14 protein-coding genes and 1 pseudogene are annotated in these 17,752 nt (G+C 66.6%); 10 read left to right on the forward strand and 5 right to left on the reverse strand.

Features of this window, described 5'->3' with window-relative positions; genetic code table 11:
• Positions 1-804: 804 nt before the first annotated feature.
• From FFS72_RS24720 to rpmH, 5 genes are read right to left on the reverse strand one after another with little or no spacing between them, the layout of a single operon-like run.
• Positions 805-1,356, reverse strand: coding sequence for a Jag family protein (locus FFS72_RS24720; protein ID WP_137876430.1), 552 nt, complete (start codon positions 1,354-1,356; stop codon positions 805-807).
• Between the two features lie 60 nt (positions 1,357-1,416).
• Complete coding sequence (yidC, locus tag FFS72_RS24725) at positions 1,417-2,484, reverse strand: membrane protein insertase YidC (protein WP_137876431.1); 1,068 nt, start codon at positions 2,482-2,484, stop codon at positions 1,417-1,419.
• Positions 2,485-2,488: 4 nt separating this feature from the next.
• Positions 2,489-2,842: a membrane protein insertion efficiency factor YidD gene (yidD, locus tag FFS72_RS24730; protein WP_050066802.1), complete on the reverse strand. Its 354-nt coding sequence runs from the start codon at positions 2,840-2,842 to the stop codon at positions 2,489-2,491.
• Positions 2,839-3,213: a ribonuclease P protein component gene (rnpA, locus tag FFS72_RS24735; RefSeq protein WP_137876432.1), complete on the reverse strand. Its 375-nt coding sequence runs from the start codon at positions 3,211-3,213 to the stop codon at positions 2,839-2,841. Before rnpA ends, yidD begins: the two co-directional genes overlap by 4 nt.
• Positions 3,214-3,234: 21 nt before the next feature.
• Positions 3,235-3,378, reverse strand: a complete 144-nt coding sequence (rpmH, locus tag FFS72_RS24740; protein WP_137876442.1) for a 50S ribosomal protein L34 — start codon at positions 3,376-3,378, stop codon at positions 3,235-3,237.
• Positions 3,379-4,017: 639 nt separating this feature from the next.
• On the opposite strand from rpmH, the gene dnaA reads away from it, so the two are divergent.
• From dnaA to FFS72_RS24790, 10 genes and pseudogenes are all read left to right on the forward strand, one after another.
• Entirely contained in the window at positions 4,018-5,511 is a 1,494-nt protein-coding gene (gene dnaA / locus FFS72_RS24745; RefSeq protein WP_502704155.1) for a chromosomal replication initiator protein DnaA, read from the forward strand.
• Between the two features lie 556 nt (positions 5,512-6,067).
• Entirely contained in the window at positions 6,068-7,252 is a 1,185-nt protein-coding gene (gene dnaN / locus FFS72_RS24750) for a DNA polymerase III subunit beta (RefSeq protein WP_137876433.1), read from the forward strand.
• Between the two features lie 40 nt (positions 7,253-7,292).
• Positions 7,293-8,195 (forward strand): annotated as a pseudogene (gnd, locus tag FFS72_RS24755) (phosphogluconate dehydrogenase (NAD(+)-dependent, decarboxylating)); the annotation flags it as partial.
• Position 8,196: 1 nt separating this feature from the next.
• A complete protein-coding gene (recF, locus tag FFS72_RS24760) occupies positions 8,197-9,387 on the forward strand; it encodes a DNA replication/repair protein RecF (RefSeq protein ID WP_137876435.1) in 1,191 nt (396 codons plus the stop codon).
• Between the two features lie 81 nt (positions 9,388-9,468).
• Positions 9,469-10,017, forward strand: coding sequence for a DUF721 family protein (locus tag FFS72_RS24765; protein ID WP_050066808.1), 549 nt, complete (start codon positions 9,469-9,471; stop codon positions 10,015-10,017).
• Between the two features lie 113 nt (positions 10,018-10,130).
• Positions 10,131-11,039 carry a metal-dependent hydrolase gene (locus FFS72_RS24770; protein WP_137876436.1) on the forward strand — a complete coding sequence of 303 codons (909 nt, stop codon included), beginning with the start codon at positions 10,131-10,133 and terminating at the stop codon, positions 11,037-11,039.
• A gap of 17 nt (positions 11,040-11,056) precedes the next feature.
• A complete protein-coding gene (locus FFS72_RS24775) occupies positions 11,057-12,145 on the forward strand; it encodes a PDR/VanB family oxidoreductase (protein ID WP_171018815.1) in 1,089 nt (362 codons plus the stop codon).
• A 21-nt stretch (positions 12,146-12,166) separates the two neighbouring features.
• Positions 12,167-13,114, forward strand: coding sequence for an alpha/beta fold hydrolase (locus tag FFS72_RS24780; protein WP_137876438.1), 948 nt, complete (start codon positions 12,167-12,169; stop codon positions 13,112-13,114).
• Between the two features lie 223 nt (positions 13,115-13,337).
• A complete protein-coding gene (gene gyrB / locus FFS72_RS24785) occupies positions 13,338-15,347 on the forward strand; it encodes a DNA topoisomerase (ATP-hydrolyzing) subunit B (RefSeq protein ID WP_137876439.1) in 2,010 nt (669 codons plus the stop codon).
• 331 nt (positions 15,348-15,678) lie between these two features.
• Positions 15,679-17,752 (forward strand): sensor histidine kinase (locus FFS72_RS24790; protein ID WP_137876440.1); only part of this gene is annotated, 2,074 nt, incomplete at its 3' end.

The raw sequence follows: 17,752 nt of genomic DNA on the forward strand, positions 1-17,752 counted from the left end.
GCGGTGCAGCAGTGACTCGCGAGCCGTTGGGTAAGAACCACACCAACGAGACGGCGCGGGGACCCGATCGCGGTTGGCGTGGGTACGGCTTCGACCCGTGATGGAACCGCGCGGACGTGGATCGACCGACCCGCGGTGCAGCGATGGAGCCATCGCCACGGGCAACCGTGTCCTTCGACTCCTCGTGAGGTGCCCGAGAACTCAACCTTCGTCAAAAACCTGTCACAGTGACGAAATACGCCAGGGTGGTTGGATGTGAATTCTCGGAGACCCGTCGGATTCATCCAGTTCACCGAGGTTTGTGACGATCGGATACCCAAATCCATTGCGCCACAACAGGACTGGTAGTCCGGGGGCGAGTTCGGGAGAATCCGACAACTGCCACCGCCGCAGCGCGGTCCGAACGGCTCCGGAGTGCCACCTCAGCGACAGAAATGGGCGCGGTAACCCGCGCGCGAAAACTCAACACCGTCCAGCCACCGCCGCCGGCCGGCCCCGAGGTATCGCATCATCCGCACACACATCGCGACGATGGTCCGCGGTCGATGATCCCGCTGAGCGAACCGGTCCTGGGCTCGGATCCACGATCGCCGCCACGCACACACCTTGTGGACAAGCTCGGCGCGGCGAGCGCCGCCGCCATCGACCGCACCGGTGTCGCCTGATGCGAAGACGGCGGTGCAGTCGATCGGGGTCCGGATTCACGTGAAACATTCGGCACACGTCATGAGGCTGCCGAGTCCCCGGAACGACGAAGGCTCCCAACCTCACGGTCGGGAGCCTTCTCGTTGCTGGGGGGGGTGATCAGCCCTTGAGTACGACGACGCGACGCGACGGCTCGGCGCCCTCGCTCTCGCTCGTGACACCGTCCACGGACGCGATCGCGTCGTGAACGATCTTGCGTTCGAACGGGGTCATCGGGGAGAGCGACTCCGGCTCACCCGACTCCAGAACGCGCTTCGCGGCGGCGAGGCCGATCTCCGTGAGTTCGGCACGCCGGCCGGCACGCCAACCGGCGATGTCGAGCATCAGCCGGCTGCGCTCGCCGGTGGACTGCTGCACCGCCAGTCGGGTCAGTTCCTGCAGTGCGTCCAGCACCTCACCCTTGCGGCCGACCAGCTTGGTGAGGTCGTCTCCGCCGTCGATGCTCACGATCGCGCGGTCACCCTCGACGTCCAGGTCGATGTCGCCGTCGAAGTCGAGCACATCGAGCAGCTGCTCGAGGTAGTCACCCGCGATCTCGCCTTCCTCGACGAGCACGTCCTCCTCGTCCAGTTCCTCCACAGGTGCATCGACTGTCACGTCCGCCACGACCTCGTCCACTCCGTCCCGCGCGGTTCCCGGATCATTCGCCATCGTCGTTCTCTTCTCTGTAATGGGGGAGCGCAGCAGCGCTCGGAAGTCGTCGGTCCCGCATCACCGTTTGCGCTTGGTGTTCTTTCCGCGATTCGCCTGGGGCTTGGCACCGGGCTTCGGCTTTGCTCCCGGCGTGGCGCCCTTCGCCGTCTCGGTCACGTCGACCTCGTCGGACGCGGCACTCGAATCGGCAGCCTTCGCCTGGGCAGCTCCCTTGGCCTTCTTGCCCGCGATCGGCTTGGCACCCGGCTTCGGTGCATTCTCGGCGCGACGCTCGAGGGCCTTGGCCTTCTTCTCTTCCTCCTCCGCATCGATACGGCGGAAGACGAGGTGCTGCTGCGCGTAGGTCCAGATGTTGTTCGACACCCAGTACAGGAGGATCGCGATCATCAGGAACGGTCCGCCGACGAGCACACCGAGCGGGAACACCCACAGGGACAGCTTGTTCATGATCGCGGCCTGCGGGTTCGCCGCGGCCGCCTCGCTCTGGCGGGCCACCGAGGCACGGGAGTTGAAGTGGGTGGCCACCGACGCGATGATCATCAGCGGAACCGCGACGGCGGCGATTGTCCACACCGTGGGGATCGGGACACCGTATGCCTCGAGCTGGGCCTGAGGAGTCGTCATCGCCGCGGCGATCGGGGCGCCGAACAGGCGAGCGTCGAGGAACGACTGGACGTCGGCAGCCGAGAACGCGTAGTTCGCGGTGTTCGCGTTCTCCTCCACGGACATCCCGAGCTGTCCGAAGCCCTCACCGGTGCGGTTGAACGACCGCAGGACGTGGAACAGGCCGATGAACACCGGCGCCTGCAGCAGGACGGGGAGGCACCCCATCAGGGGGTTGAAGCCGTGCTCCTTCTGGAGCTTCTGCATCTCCAACGCCATCCGCTGGCGGTCGTTCGAGTACTTCTTCTGCAGCGCCTTGATCTGCGGCTGCAACTCCTGCATCTGGCGAGTGGTGCGGACCTGCTTGACGAACGGCACGTACAGGATCGCGCGCAGTGTGAACACCAGGAACATCACCGACAGCGCCCATGCGAAGCCGTTGTCCGCCCCGAGGAAGGAGCCGAACACCTTGTGCCAGACCCACAGGATCCATGACACCGGGTAGTAGATGAAGTCGAGCACGGCTCTAGGTACTCCTCTTGTCGCCCACACTCAGCAGTTCGTGGGATTGCTGGTCCGTATCCCTGACACCGTCGTCGCGATGCCGGGACCGGCGCGCGGGCACGGGGTCCCAGCCTCCAGGATGCCAGGGCCCGCATTTGAGCAGTCGAACGACCGTCAACAACGACCCGACGAGCGCTCCGCGCTCACGAAGTGCGTCGACAGCGTACTCACTGCAGGTCGGCGTGAACCGGCAGGTCGGCATTCGTGTCGGGGACACGTAGGTGCGGTACAGCTCGATGCAGAAGATCAACGCGCGCGCAGGCGCTCGACGAACGACCGTGAGTCGATCCCTGTTCGCCGAACTGCCGCGGGTCATCCGGATCTACTCACCGAGAGGAGATCGAGCTTGCGCAGTCCCGACCGCAATTGCCGGTCGAGTTCCGCGGACGTGGCCGTCGCGGAACCCGGCAGTGCACGAATCACCACGTAGGACCCCTCCGACACCTCGTCGACCAGGCTCGCACAGATATGACGAAGCCGGCGTGCGACTCGATGTCGAATCACCGCCGGCCCGACAGCCTTGCTCACAACCAAACCGAAACGCGGACCCGGATCGCCGACCAGCGACTCCGCCTTGGCATCGGCCAATGCGTGGACTACAACGTCCTGACGAGCCGCACGCTTACCGCGACGGACCGTGGACGCGAAGTCCGCTCGCCGCCGTAACCGGTGCGGCTCAGGCAGCACCCGGGTTCCTGCGCCGTGCGATCAGGCGGAGAGGGTAGCGCGGCCCTTTTGGCGACGCGCAGAGATGATGGAGCGGCCCGCACGGGTCCGCATCCGGAGACGGAAGCCGTGAACGCGCGCGCGGCGGCGATTGTTCGGCTGGAACGTCCGCTTGCCCTTGGCCACGGTCGACACTCCTCGTAAATCGTCGGCGCCATTCGACGCCAGTATTGTGTAGCTGAAATTCGGGTGGTCACCGACGATGGCGGCACACAGACCCCGCACGCTCTCGATTGAGCATCCTGCGGTCAGCACGAATCCGCCACCTCGAATAGGTGACCATACGAGACTACGCAGCGCGGGCGGTCAGGTCAAACCGCGACGTGGTGCGACACGCCACGCTCCCCAGGATGCTTGCCCGTCACCCCATCCTGTGTATCAACCTCGTCACACCTCGCGGTGCTCGGAACCACACAGACCTGGTCAGCGAACCGGGGAATGACGCGTCTGCCCAGGTGAGAGGTCCGCGGCGGGCTCACCAGTGGGGCCTGCCGCGGGAAACCGCGCCGCCGATCCTTTATCCACACTTGTGGATAATTGTGTGGAAACACAGATCAGGTGGCATATTCGAAGCCTTGTGCGGGGAAGTTTTCCCCAGGGTGGAGAGCCCACGATCGTCGAACGCCGCGGGCCGCCCGCAGCACGGATTCGGGAGGGCCGACGTTGAACGAGGAGCCGAACACCCTGGCACGAGTCTGGGTGGATGTCCTCGCCGAACTGACTGCGGACAAGTCGGGGCAGCCACTCACCAAGGCGCAGAAGGCCATGCTCGCGCTGGTTCGGCCGTTGACCCTGGCGCAGGGGTTTGCGCTGCTGTCGGTTCCGTCCTCGTTCGTCCAGGAAGCGATCGAGCGCGACCTTCGGGAACCGATCCTCCAGACACTGAACCGGCACATCGACGAAGGGGTCGAGGGTCTCGGTGTGCGCATCGCACCTCCGACCAGCGAGGCTCAGGCCTCCGTCGTCACAGCGCCGATTCCGGTGGTGCCGGAACCCGAACCCCTCACTCCTCTACGTCAGAGTGGTGAATCGGAGGCGGCGAACACGGGCACGGTCAGCGTCGAGGCCTTCCGCCGCCGCAGGCCAGGTATCGGGGACGCAGATCTCTTCGAGCCGGATCCGAGTGAGCACGACGAGATCGACGAGGACGGGGAGGCGATCGCCAGCGTCAACGAGTCGTGGCCGTCCTACTTCACCAAACCGCCCACGACACCTCCCGCCGCATCCGACGGAAACAGTCTCAACGCCAAGTACACCTTCGACACCTTCGTCATCGGAGCGTCGAACCGGTTTGCGCACGCCGCCGCCGTCGCATGCGCCGAGGCGCCGGCCCGGGCCTACAACCCACTGTTCGTGTGGGGTTCGTCCGGTCTGGGCAAGACTCACCTCCTGCACGCTGCGGGCCACTACTCGCGACGACTGTTCCCCGGTATTCGAGTCCGGTACGTCTCCACCGAAGAGTTCACGAACGACTTCATCAACAGCCTCCGCGACGACCGGAAGGTCGCGTTCAAGCGCCGCTACCGCGAAACCGATGTCCTCCTCGTCGACGACATCCAGTTCATCGAGGGCAAGGAAGGCATCCAGGAGGAGTTCTTCTACACCTTCGAGGCACTCCACAACGCGAACAAGCAGATCGTCATCACGTCCGACCGGCCTCCCAAGCAGTTGGCGACGCTGGAGGAGCGTCTGCGAACCCGCTTCGAATGGGGTCTGATCACCGACGTCCAGCCGCCCGAACTCGAGACGCGGATCGCGATCCTGAGCAAGAAGGCGCGGATGGACCGCCTCGACGTTCCCCACGACGTCCTCGAACTGATCGCGAGCCGGCTCGACCGCAACATCCGTGAGCTCGAGGGCGCGTTGATCCGTGTGACGGCGTTCGCGTCGCTGAACCGTCAGGCGCTCGATCTCAGCCTGGCCGAGGTCGTGCTGCGTGACCTGATGCCCGATGCGACGCCCCTCGAGATCGACGCCGCCACCATCATCGCGGCGACCTCGGACTACTTCGGGATGGCCATCGAGGACCTGTGCGGCCCCGGCAAGACCCGGCCGTTGGCACAGGCCCGCCAGATCGCGATGTACCTGTGCCGTGAGCTCACCGACCTCTCGCTGCCGAAGATCGGCAACACGTTCGGTCGCGACCACACGACCGTCATGTATGCGGACAAGAAGATCCGCAAGGAGATGACGGAACGGCGCAAGGTGTACGACCAAGTGCAGGAACTCACAGCGCGCATCAAACAGCGAGCCCGCTGAACCCGTTAGTCCACAGCCGTTCCGGCGGATCGTCACCCATGTGACGGTCCGCCGGTTTCGTATGCCCAGGACGTCACACGGTTGTGCACATCTTCCACAGATCTCCACAGGCAATGTGGATGTATTTGGGGACCGAGAGACGCCTCCATTCCCCATGTGTGTGGAGAACCGGGGTACATCGGTGGATCAACTGTGGACAGAGAGTGGATGAACATGAACAACTCTGTGGGCTTCCACAGGCACCCACAATTCATCCCCGTTCCATCCCCACGGATTCCCCATGCCCGCATGCACGTAGACCTGCACGGACGGGGTGCTGTGCACAGATTTCACAGGACCTACTACTACTGCTTGTTTCTCTAGGGAGATCTTCCTTTGAAAACAGGTGCTGTGGAATCGTCGCGTTCACAAGCTGTGCGGGACCGTTCGCGCCACGCTCGGACCTGAGTGCCTCCAGCTTTCAAACTCGTCCTCGAGGGCTTACGGTGGGCTTCTGTCGCTGTCCGCACCAAGACAGCGGCGACGCGATGTGCCTACTGAGAGGATCAGCCCAGCGATGGAGCTCGGGAGCATGAAGTTTCGGGTCGCCCGGGAAGATTTCGCGGATTCCGTCGCATGGGTGGCTCGTAGTCTCCCGTCTCGGCCTCCGGTCCCCGTCCTCGGCGGAGTTCTCATCGCTGCCGACGAGCAGGGTCTGACGATCTCCGGATTCGACTACGAGGTTTCTGCACAGGTCCGGATCTCGGCCGAGGTCTCCGATCCCGGTACGGCACTCGTCTCCGGCAAGCTGCTGGCCGACATCACCCGCTCCCTGCCTGCGAAGCCTGTGGATCTGACCGTGGACGGGACGCGGGTTCTCATCACCTGCGGAAGCGCCAAGTTCTCCCTGCCGACCATGCCGGTCGAGGACTACCCGCAGCTGCCCGAACTCCCTCAGCAGACGGGTTCGCTGCCTGTCGACGTCTTCTCCGAAGCGATCAGCCAGGTCGCGGTGGCCGCGGGCAAGGACGACACGCTTCCCATGCTGACCGGCATCCGCGTCGAGATCGAGGGCTCGAACGTCGTGTTGGCGGCAACGGACCGCTTCCGTCTCGCGGTCCGTCAGATCGAGTGGACACCCACGAACCCGGACACGAGCGCGGCTGTGCTCATCCCTGCGAAGACGCTGTCCGAATCCGCGAAAACCCTTGGGGGAAGCTCGGCTTCGCCGGTCGAATTGGCATTCGGCGCCGGCTCGTCGGTCGGATCCGAGGGACTCCTCGGCATCGTCGGTGAGGGTCGACGCACCACGACGCGTCTGCTGGACGCCGAGTTCCCGAAGTTCCGGCAGCTGCTGCCCGCCGAGCACACCGCGGTCGCGACCGTCGAGGTCGCGCCCCTGGTCGATGCCATCAAGCGTGTCGCGCTCGTCGCCGAACGCGGTGCCCAGGTCCGCATGCAGTTCTCCGAGGACGGTTTGCTCCTCGCCGCGGGCGGCGATGACGCGGGCCGCGCCGAGGAAGCTCTCGAAGCGCAGTTCCAGGGCGAGGCGCTGACCATCGCGTTCAACCCGACGTACCTCACCGAAGGACTGTCGTCTCTCCACAGCGACCGGGTGACGTTCGGATTCACCACGCCGAGTCGCCCCGCGGTGATGCGTCCGGCGGCCGAGGAGGAGCCCACTCCCGGCGAGAGCGGAACCTTCGCCGCACCCGACAGCGACTACACCTATCTCCTGATGCCGGTCCGTCTTCCCGGCTGACACCCGCGCCCCGCACGTCCTCGAACCGAAGGGAACCGCCGCGATGCAACTGGGACTGGTCGGCCTCGGGAAAATGGGCTTCAACATGCGCGAACGGTTGCGCACCGCGGGACACGAGGTGATCGGCTACGACCCGCGTCCGGAGGTCACGGACGTGGCATCGTTGTCCGACCTGGCTGCGGCGCTTCCGTCACCCCGCGTCGTCTGGGTGATGGTTCCGTCCGGTGCCGTCACCCGTCAGACGATCACGGAACTGGCTGACGTCCTGGGGGCGGGCGATCTGGTGATCGACGGTGGGAACTCGCGCTTCACCGAGGACGGTCCACATGCCGAACTGTTGTCCGCCAAGGGAATCGGATTTCTGGACTGCGGTGTGTCCGGTGGCGTGTGGGGTCTGGAGAACGGCTACGGGTTGATGGTCGGCGGTGCGGAATCCGATGTCGCGCGGGCCATGCCGATCTTCGACGCCCTCCGTCCCGAGGGGGAGCGGGCGGACGGTTTCGTCCACGCCGGACCGGTCGGCGCAGGCCACTACGCGAAGATGATCCACAACGGCATCGAGTACGGCCTGATGCACGCCTATGCGGAGGGCTACGAACTCCTCGCCGCCGAAGACCTGGTCACCGATGTGCACGGCGTCCTGCGCGCGTGGACGAAGGGCACGGTTGTTCGCTCGTGGCTGCTGGACCTGCTCGTCAAGGCGCTGGCTGAGGATCCCGAGTTCGCGGAGATCTCCGGTTATACACAGGACTCGGGTGAAGGGCGGTGGACTGTGGAGGAAGCCATCAATCACGCCGTCCCCGCACCCGTGATCTCGGCGGCGCTGTTCGCACGGTTCGCGTCGCGGCAGTCCGACTCGCCTGCGATGAAAGCCGTTTCCGCGCTGAGGAATCAGTTCGGAGGCCATGCGGTGCAACGAATTTCGGAATCCGGGCAGCCGTAGGGTGTTCGTTCGTAAGTTCACGCTGCGCGATTTCCGATCCTGGGACGCCGTCACCATCGAACCCGGTCCGGGAATCACGCTGTTCCTCGGCCCGAACGGCCACGGCAAGACCAACCTCCTCGAAGCGCTCGGCTACCTGGCGACGCTGTCCTCGCATCGGGTCTCCAGTGACGCCCCCCTGATCCGCGCCGGTGCCCCGACCGCGCAGGTCGGTGCCGTGGTCGTCAACCACGGCCGCGAACTGTCCATCGACGTCGAGATCAACGACGGCAAGACCAACCGGGCACGGATGAACACCTCACCGGTGCGGCGTCCGCGCGAAATACTCGGGGTCCTGCGCGGTGTGCTGTTCGCGCCGGAAGACCTGTCACTCGTCCGCGGCGACCCAGGGGAGCGCCGTCGGTTCCTCGACGAACTGCTCAGCACCCGGATCCCCAGGATGGCGGCCGTCCGCGCCGACTACGACAAGGTGCTGCGTCAAAGGTCCGCGCTGCTCAAGACGGCCGGGGGCGCGCTGCGTCGCGGTTCCCGTTCCGAAGACGGTGTGAGCGCTCTGGCGACGCTCGACGTCTGGGACGGTCACCTCGCGATCCACGGTGCGGAACTGCTCGCGTCGCGGATGCGGCTGGTCGCCGAACTGGGACCCCACGTCGCGGAGTCGTATGCGCGCATCGCTCCGGAGTCGCGGCCGGCGTCCATCGCGTACCGGTCCAGCCTCGGTGCCTCCATGCCTGTGGAACTGACCGATCCCGATCACCAGTGGGTGCGCGAGGACGTCGAACTCCTCGAGGCGAGCTTCCTGAACGAACTCGCCCAGGCCAGGCCGCGGGAGATCGACCGCGGTGTCTGCCTCGTCGGCCCGCACCGCGACGACCTGGAGCTCCGGCTCGGTGACCAGCCGGCCAAGGGTTTCGCCAGCCACGGCGAATCGTGGTCGTTCGCGCTGTCTCTGCGCCTCGCGGCGTTCGAGCTGTTGCGGTCGGACGGCACGGACCCGGTCCTCATGCTCGACGACGTGTTCGCCGAACTGGACCGGAAACGGCGTCGTGCCCTCGCCACCGTCGCCGCCGATGCCGAGCAGGTGCTCATCACCGCGGCGGTCGCCGAGGACATACCCGAGGAACTGCACGCGACGAGGTTCGCCGTCGAGGCCGTCGACAGGCCCGACGGCCGCACGTCCACTCTCCGCTGACCCGGTGCCCCGGCGGGTCAGGTGCGGGAGGAAGTGCTCGAGAGGGATGGCTGGGATGATCGAGTGCGGAAGGGAGCGGTGATGACCGACGAACCGGAGTCCCCGGGCGGTGGAGAACCCGAATTGCGGGGAATCGACCTGGCCCGCCGTGCGCTCGAGGAGGCACGAGCGGCGGCGAAGGCCAGTGGCAAGTCCGTCGGCCAGGGCAGGTCGTCGCCGAAACCCAAGTTGCGGGCAGCGGGCCGACGGAGCTGGTCCGGTGCCCGCCCCGACGGCCGAGACCCGCAACCGTTCGGTGCGCTGGCGAATGCGGTCGCGAAGAGTCGTGGCTGGTCGTCGAGGGTGTCGGAAGGCACGGTATTCGGCAGGTGGCCGCAAGTGGTCGGGGAGGACATCTCGGCTCATGCGGAACCGGTGTCGCTGAAGGACGGCGTGCTGAGCGTGTCCGCGGAGTCGACGGCGTGGGCTACCCAGTTGCGGCTGATGCAGTCCCAGCTTCTCGCGAAGATCGCGGCTGCCGTCGGGGACGGCGTCGTCACCAGCCTGCGGATCACCGGTCCCACCGCGCCGAGTTGGCGCAAGGGCGACCGGCACGTCAAGGGCCGAGGTCCGCGGGACACCTACGGCTGAGTCGGTCACGGCGAACACCTCGAGTTGTCTATTACCCAGTGTTACAGTTACCCCACGTGTTGTGAGTGAGCTGTGTCACGGGCGACGCCCTGCGTCGCCGGAAGGGAACGACAATGGGCGCCGAAACCCTCGACCGAGCCGTTCGCGACGAGCCGGACCACCTCCTGCTGCAGGCGCGCAACGTGCAGTTCGACTGGTCCGACCTGCCGATGCACTGGGTCGACGGCGATCCGTTCACCACCCACGTGTTCAACGTGATGCACATCCTGCTTCCGGCGGGGGAGGACTGGTTCGTCGAGACGTTCAAGGAGGCGCTGCCCCTGATCGACGACGAGGCGCTGCGCGCGGACGTCGCGGGCTTCATCGGCCAGGAGGCCATGCATTCGTCCGCACATTCCGGCGTCCTCGTGCACCTCAAGGCGAAGGGCCTCGACCCGACGCCGTACACCGACCAGATGAACTGGGTCTTCACGACACTGCTCGGACCGCGTCCGTTCACGGCGGGCCGCCGGGAGAACTACCTCGTGGAGAGGCTCGCCCTGATCGCGGCGATCGAACACGTCACCGCGTTCCTCGGCGACTGGGTCCTCAACGCCCGCGCCCTCGATTCGGCCGGAGTGCACCCGGCGATGCTCGACCTGCTGCGCTGGCACGGGTCCGAGGAGGTCGAGCACCGGTCGGTCGCCTACGACGTCCTCCGCTACTTCGACAAGCGGGAGTCGCGCCGGCTGCGCACCCAACTCGTCGCGACCCCCGCGTTGGTGTACCTCTGGATTCGGGGCACGCGATTCCTGATGGCGAACGACCCGGAGTTGGCGCATCTCGCGTCGCACCGCCGCCGACCGCATGTCACCGACTTCCGCGCTGCAGGCAGGCGCGGGGTGCTGCCGACGACGACGGACCTGGTGCGGCGGATGAGCCGGTACTTCCGCCGCGACTATCACCCCTCGCAGGAGGGATCGACGTCGCAGGCCGTCGCCTACCTCGCGTCCTCGCCCGCGGCCCGCGCGGCGGTTCGATGACCGTGAGTCGAAATACTATGGTGCCGAACGATATTCATCAGATCACCCCAGCGGACCTGCGGGGCCGTCGGCGTCCCGACCGCGCCATGGGCCTGCTCCGGGTGTTCGCCGAGCGGTATCTCGACCTGATCGCCAGGCACGCCTACGACCCGACGCACGCCGGACACAACCCGGATTCCGCGATGACCCTCGTCGTCACCGATCGCCGGGTCGTCGCCACCGACCAGAACGTCGTCGCCCTCACGTTCGCCGCGCTCGACGGCCAGGCCCTTCCCCGGTGGCAACCGGGATGTCACGTCGATTTCCATCTGCCGTCCGGGCGCCGCAGGCAGTACTCCCTGTGCGGAGATCCAGCCGACGCGTCGCACTACACCGTTGCGGTGCGGGCGATCCCGGACGGCGGCGGTGGATCGCTCGAAATGCACCAGCTCGAACCGGGAACCCAGGTCACGGTTCTCGGTCCGCGCAACGGGTTTCCGTTCGTCGGCGCAGGCAGTGCGCTGTTCATCGCGGGGGGAATCGGAATCACTCCCGTCATCGCGATGGTGCGCCGCGCCCGGGAACTCGGAATGGACTGGCAACTGGTCTATTCCGGACGTTCGAGGACGACGATGCCGTTCCTCGACGAGATCGAGGGATGGGACCGCAACCGGGTGGTCGTCCGCACCGACGACGAGGACGGGCTCCCAACCTCCGCCGATCTGCTCGGCCGCGCCGTCCCGGGAGGCGCCGTGTACTGCTGTGGCCCCGCCCCGATGCTGGAGTCGGTCCGAACGCACGTCGCCGCCACCGGTGCCGATGCCCTGCATCTCGAAAGATTCGGTGCTCCACCGGTTCTCGACGGTGAGCCGTTCGAGGTGGAGCTGGCCCGCAGCGGTGAGGTGCTCGCCGTGGGTGCGGACGAGACGATCCTCGAGGTCGTGCGACGCCGTCAGCCGGGTATCGGTTACTCCTGCATGCAGGGGTTCTGCGGCACCTGCAAGGTGGGTGTCGTCGACGGCACCCCCGACCACCGCGACACGCGGCTGTCACCCGACGAGCGGCGCGACGACATGCTGATCTGCGTGTCCCGCAGCATCGGCGACCGTCTGGTTCTCGACCTCTGACCGTCTCGAAGGAGATGACGAATGACAACGAACACCAACAACTCTCGCGGTCCTGCCCGCGCGACCACGGTCCGGAACGGAGCGGTCGAACTCGCCGTGTTCGAACAGGGCAACCCGGACGGCCCGACCGTCGTCCTCGTGCACGGCTGGCCGGACACCCACCGGCTGTGGGATCACGTGGTCCCGCTGCTCGCGGACCGTTTCCGGGTGATCAGCTACGACACCCGCGGATCCGGACGGTCCTCGGTGCCGACGTCGGTGTCGGACTACCGACTCGAGCTGCTCGCGACGGATCTACTCGCCGTCGTCGACGCGGTGAGCCCCGACGAGGCCGTGCACCTGCTCGCGCACGACTGGGGGTCGCTCGAGGCGTGGGAGGCGGTCTGCTCACCCGGCGCGGTCGGCCGCATCGCGTCGTTCACGTCGACCTCGGGCTGGTGCTTCGACCACCTGGGACACTGGATGCGCCGCACCCTGCGCAACCCGACGCCGGCCGGGGTGGGGAAGGTGCTCGCGCAGTTCGCCGCCTCGTTCTACGCGGTGCTGTTCCATGTGCCGGTGGTGCCCGAGTTCGTCACGGGGAAGGTGATCGCGCCGCGCTGGCCGCGGTTCCTCGCACTGTTCGACCGGATGGATCCGGCGTTGGCGCTGCCGTCCGCGACGATCGCCCGCGACGCCGCGAACGGGATCAAGCGATACCGCGCCAACACGCTCGACCGTCTGGGGCGGCCACGGCTGCGCCGAACCGACGTTCCGGTCCAGCTGCTCGTGAACACCAAGGACAAGGCGGTATTGCCGTTCGGCTTCGAGGAAACCCGGCACTGGGTCGCTGACCTGCGGCGCACCGAGGTCCCGTCCGGGCACTGGTCGCCGCTGTCGCACGCACCCGACGTCGCGCGGCACACCGCGGACTTCGTGGTCGACGTCATCTCACGGTCGGCCGCCGACGGGGCCGCTGCCGCGGTGTGAGGTTCCCGACGGGTCGCGGGACACGTCGTGGTCGCTGAAACTGCGCCTACGGGCTGCTCAGGGGTGTCGTAGATGCCCTTGTGTCCGGGCCTACCAGTAGAATGACTCGGTACCTCGCGGTCGCGTTTCGCCGACCGCGATCGCCATGCCGGTGCGCGCATCACGCCGGCGCGACCGTCGTGCGATGGACCGTCGTGTGAACGAGAAGGAGAGCACACCTCCCGTGGCTGCCCAGAAGTCAGACAAGAGCACCGGCAACAAGGACTACGGTGCTTCCTCGATCACCGTCCTCGAAGGTCTCGAGGCGGTCCGGAAACGCCCCGGCATGTACATCGGCTCCACCGGTGAACGCGGTCTGCACCACCTCATCTGGGAGGTCGTCGACAACTCGGTCGACGAGGCGATGGCGGGGCACGCGACGCGCGTCGACGTGACGCTGCTCGCCGACGGCGGCATCGAGGTCATCGACGACGGCCGAGGCATCCCGACCGGCATGCACGCCTCCGGTGTCCCCACCGTCGAGGTCGTCATGACCCAGCTCCACGCGGGCGGCAAGTTCGACTCGGACGCCTACGCGGTCTCGGGTGGTCTGCACGGCGTCGGCATCTCCGTCGTGAACGCGCTGTCGACCAAGGTCGAGGTCGAGATCGACAACGACGGCCACCACTGGTACCAGACCTACACCAATGCGAAGCCGGGTGAGCTGGTCAAGGGGGATGCGACGACCCGCACCGGGACGACGGTCCGATTCTGGGCAGATCCGGACATCTTCGAGACCACCACATACAACGCGGAGACGGTGGCGCGGCGCCTGCAGGAGATGGCCTTCCTCAACAAGGGCCTGACCATCACGCTGACCGACCAGCGGATCAGCGACGAGGAGGTGGCCGCAGACGAGGAGTACGACGCCGAGGCCACGAAGGCACCCGAGCAGCAGACCGTCCGCACGCGCACCTACCACTACCCGGGTGGCCTGGAGGACTACGTGCGGCACATCAACCGCACGAAGCAGGCCATCCACAACTCGGTGGTCGGGTTCACCGCGAAGGGCACGGGTCACGAGCTCGAGGTCGCGATGCAGTGGAACTCCGGGTACTCGGAGTCCGTGCACACCTTCGCGAACACGATCAACACCCACGAGGGCGGCACCCACGAAGAGGGCTTCCGTGCCGCGCTGACCGCGACGGTCAACAAGTACGCGCTGGACAAGAAGCTGCTCAAGGACAAGGACCCGAAGCTCAGCGGTGACGACATCCGTGAGGGTCTCGCCGCGATCATCTCGGTGAAGGTCGGAGAGCCGCAGTTCGAGGGCCAGACGAAGACCAAGCTCGGTAACACCGAGGTCAAGTCGTTCGTGCAGAAGGCGTGCAACGAGCATCTCGCGCACTGGTTCGAGTCGAACCCGGCCGACGCGAAGACCATCGTCAACAAGGCCGTGTCCTCGGCGCAGGCCCGTCTCGCGGCGCGCAAGGCCCGTGAACTGGTCCGACGCAAGAGCGCGACCGACATCGGCGGTCTGCCCGGCAAGCTCGCCGACTGCCGTTCCAACGATCCGAGCAAGTGCGAGATCTACATCGTGGAGGGCGACTCCGCAGGCGGTTCCGCGAAGTCCGGCCGCGACTCGATGTACCAGGCGATCCTGCCGCTGCGCGGCAAGATCATCAACGTCGAGAAGGCACGCATCGACCGCGTCCTCAAGAACACCGAGGTCCAGTCGATCATCACCGCGTTCGGCACCGGCATCCACGACGAGTTCGACATCGCGAAGCTGCGGTACCACAAGATCGTGCTCATGGCCGACGCCGACGTCGACGGCCAGCACATCTCGACGCTGCTGATGACGCTGCTGTTCCGCTTCATGCGGCCCCTCGTCGAGCACGGCCACGTGTACCTGGCCATGCCGCCGCTGTACAAGCTGAAGTGGCAGCGCAGCGATCCGGAGTTCGCGTACTCGGACCGTGAGCGGGACGGGTTGCTCGAGGCCGGCCTCGCGGCAGGAAAGAAGATCAACAAGGACGACGGCATCCAGCGCTACAAGGGTCTCGGCGAGATGAACGCGAAGGAGCTGTGGGAGACCACGATGGATCCTTCGGTGCGCGTTCTTCGTCAGGTGACCCTGGACGACGCGGCGGCGGCCGACGAGCTGTTCAGCGTCCTCATGGGTGAGGACGTGGAGGCGCGTCGCAGCTTCATCACGCGCAATGCGAAGGATGTCCGTTTCCTGGACGTGTGACCGACGGATCCGGAGCCGCACCCGAGTGTGATTTGAATCACTCGAAGGTGCGGCTCCGGCCGTCTCCGGTGTCGCGATTCGGGACGGAAAGTGACAATTGTGACGTGTGGTGCACAACACGATCGCGGTGGTCGCATCTCGATCCCAAGTTTGATAACGACACGGTAACCAATTGGGTACATTCCCCGTACTGTCGTGAGCGAACAGGCTTTACACTCCGATATCGCCCAACAGTCTGTTTCTCGGCGCCCGTACGAACACTCGATATGGGGGAGGACGGTGCAGGTCGGCGACCAGCACCGGACCTGGGTGGAAAGTGAGCGTTGGAGAGATGAACACAGAATCGACGCCTGTCCGCAGGCTGTGGAACCTCGAGGGCTGGGGCCTGCGGTGGAAGGTCTCCGCGGTTCTCGCGATCCCACTGACCGTCGCCATGGTGCTCGGTGGGCTGCGAGTCCAGGACGAGCTCAGTCGTGCCATGCACTTCAGCTCCGCCGCCGACCAGGTCGTTGACGTCCCCGACATCGTCACCCTGGGAACGCGGTTCGGCCTCGCCTCGGCAGGCTACTCGGTGAACACGATGCTGCCCGAGGACCTCGACGCGGTCGATCAGTCGATCGAGACGGTCAGGGGCGCCGCCGCCAATCCGGAGCTGTCCCCGGAAGTGGCCGAACAGCTCAACGCCGCAGTTCAGGAGATCGCAGAGATCCAGACTGCGATGCGCGCAGGCGCGCCCGTCCCCGACCTGCCCGCTCGCACGTCCGCGATTCGTGTCGACCTGGCGAAGATCGTCGACGAGATCGTCGCGCCGATCGACGATCCCGAGGTCGTCGACGCCCACACCCGCCTCGTCGACGCGTGGTCCGCTCAGCGTCGACTCGCCGACCAGGTCACGGGCGCCATCGCGCTGCTCAAGGACCCGAAGGCCCCGCTCACCGACCTGATCTCCGCGACCGGCGCCGAGCTCGCGATGATCGACTCGCTCGCGACGTCCTACCCGGATGCCGAAGCCAAGACGAACGCGCTGCGGGACGGCGTCCATGCCCGGCTCCGGATGATCGACGCCGCGATCGGCGGCCCGCTGCCACTGCTCGAACTCCGTGCCTCGCTCGTCGACAGCGTCGACATCTACGGGTCGCTGATCGACGAGGCGTCCAGCGCCATCTCGTCGACCGTCATCGACCGGGCCGAGGAGACGCGTTCGGCCGCGCTGCGTGACGCGACGATCGTTCTCGTGACGCTGCTCGCCGCCCTCGTCCTCGCCCTTCTCGTCTCCCGGTCGCTGGTCGGACCGATCCGGCGCCTGCGATTCGGTGCACTTCAGGTGGCGCGGAAGGACCTGCCCGACGCCATCGACCGGGTCATGGCGGGCGACGCCGATGCCGTCAAGAACTTCGATCCACTGCCGGTCGACACGACGGAAGAGATCGGCCAGCTCGCTCGCGCCGTGGACGACATCCACGGCCAGGCACTCAAGCTGGCAGGCGAACAGGCCGGACTGCGCATGCAGATCGGGGACATGTTCGAGACCCTGGCCCGGCGCTCCAAGTCGCTCGTCGACCAGCAGCTCGGCCTCATCGAGAGCCTCGAGTTCGAGGAGAAGGACCCCAAGCGACTCGAGAGCCTGTTCCGTCTCGATCACCTCGCGGCGCGCATGCGCCGCAACGGCGACAACCTGCTCATTCTCTCGGGAACCCAGACGCGACGCACCCAGTCGGCGCCGGTGCAGCTCGGCGACGTGGTCCGCGCCGCGATGTCCGAGGTCGAGGAGTACCAGCGGGTCCAGGTCGGAAGCACGCCGAGCGGCGCCCTCTCCGGCGGAGTCGCGACCGACATCGTGCACCTACTGGCCGAACTGCTCGACAACTCGTTGCGCGCGTCCCCGCCGGACACCCGGGTGCGGATCACGTTCGCCCGGGCGGTCGACGGCGGCGTCCTCCTCGAGGTCACCGATCAGGGCATCGGTATCCCCGCAGCCGACCTCGCGGTCATCAACGAACGACTCGCATCCGGCGGCCAGGTCGGCCCCGAAACCGCACGCCACATGGGCCTGTTCGTGGCGAGCCGCCTTTCCGCGCGCCACGGGTTGACGGTTCGGTTGCGGTCGTCGCTGGTCGACGGCCGGCCGCTGGGCATCACCGCGAGCGTGCACGTCCCGGCTAACCTCCTGATGTCGCCGGTCGAGATGGACGGCACCGGGCCGCAGGTCAGGTTGGACACCGGGGGTCTGCCCCAGGTGACCGTCGTCCAGTCCGGTGAGATGCCGCAGCTGGTCGCCGAGCCGGCGACGTCCGCGATGACGCGCGTGCGGCCCACCCCGGTCCCGCTACCGCCCGTACAGGTCGGTCCGCAGGCAGAAGCAGGTCCGTCGCAGCCCGTGCCGGGTTCCCTGCGCCTCGTTCGGG

This window comes from Rhodococcus sp. Q (genome assembly GCF_005503035.1).
Taxonomy (GTDB): Bacteria; Actinomycetota; Actinomycetes; order Mycobacteriales; family Mycobacteriaceae; genus Rhodococcus_G.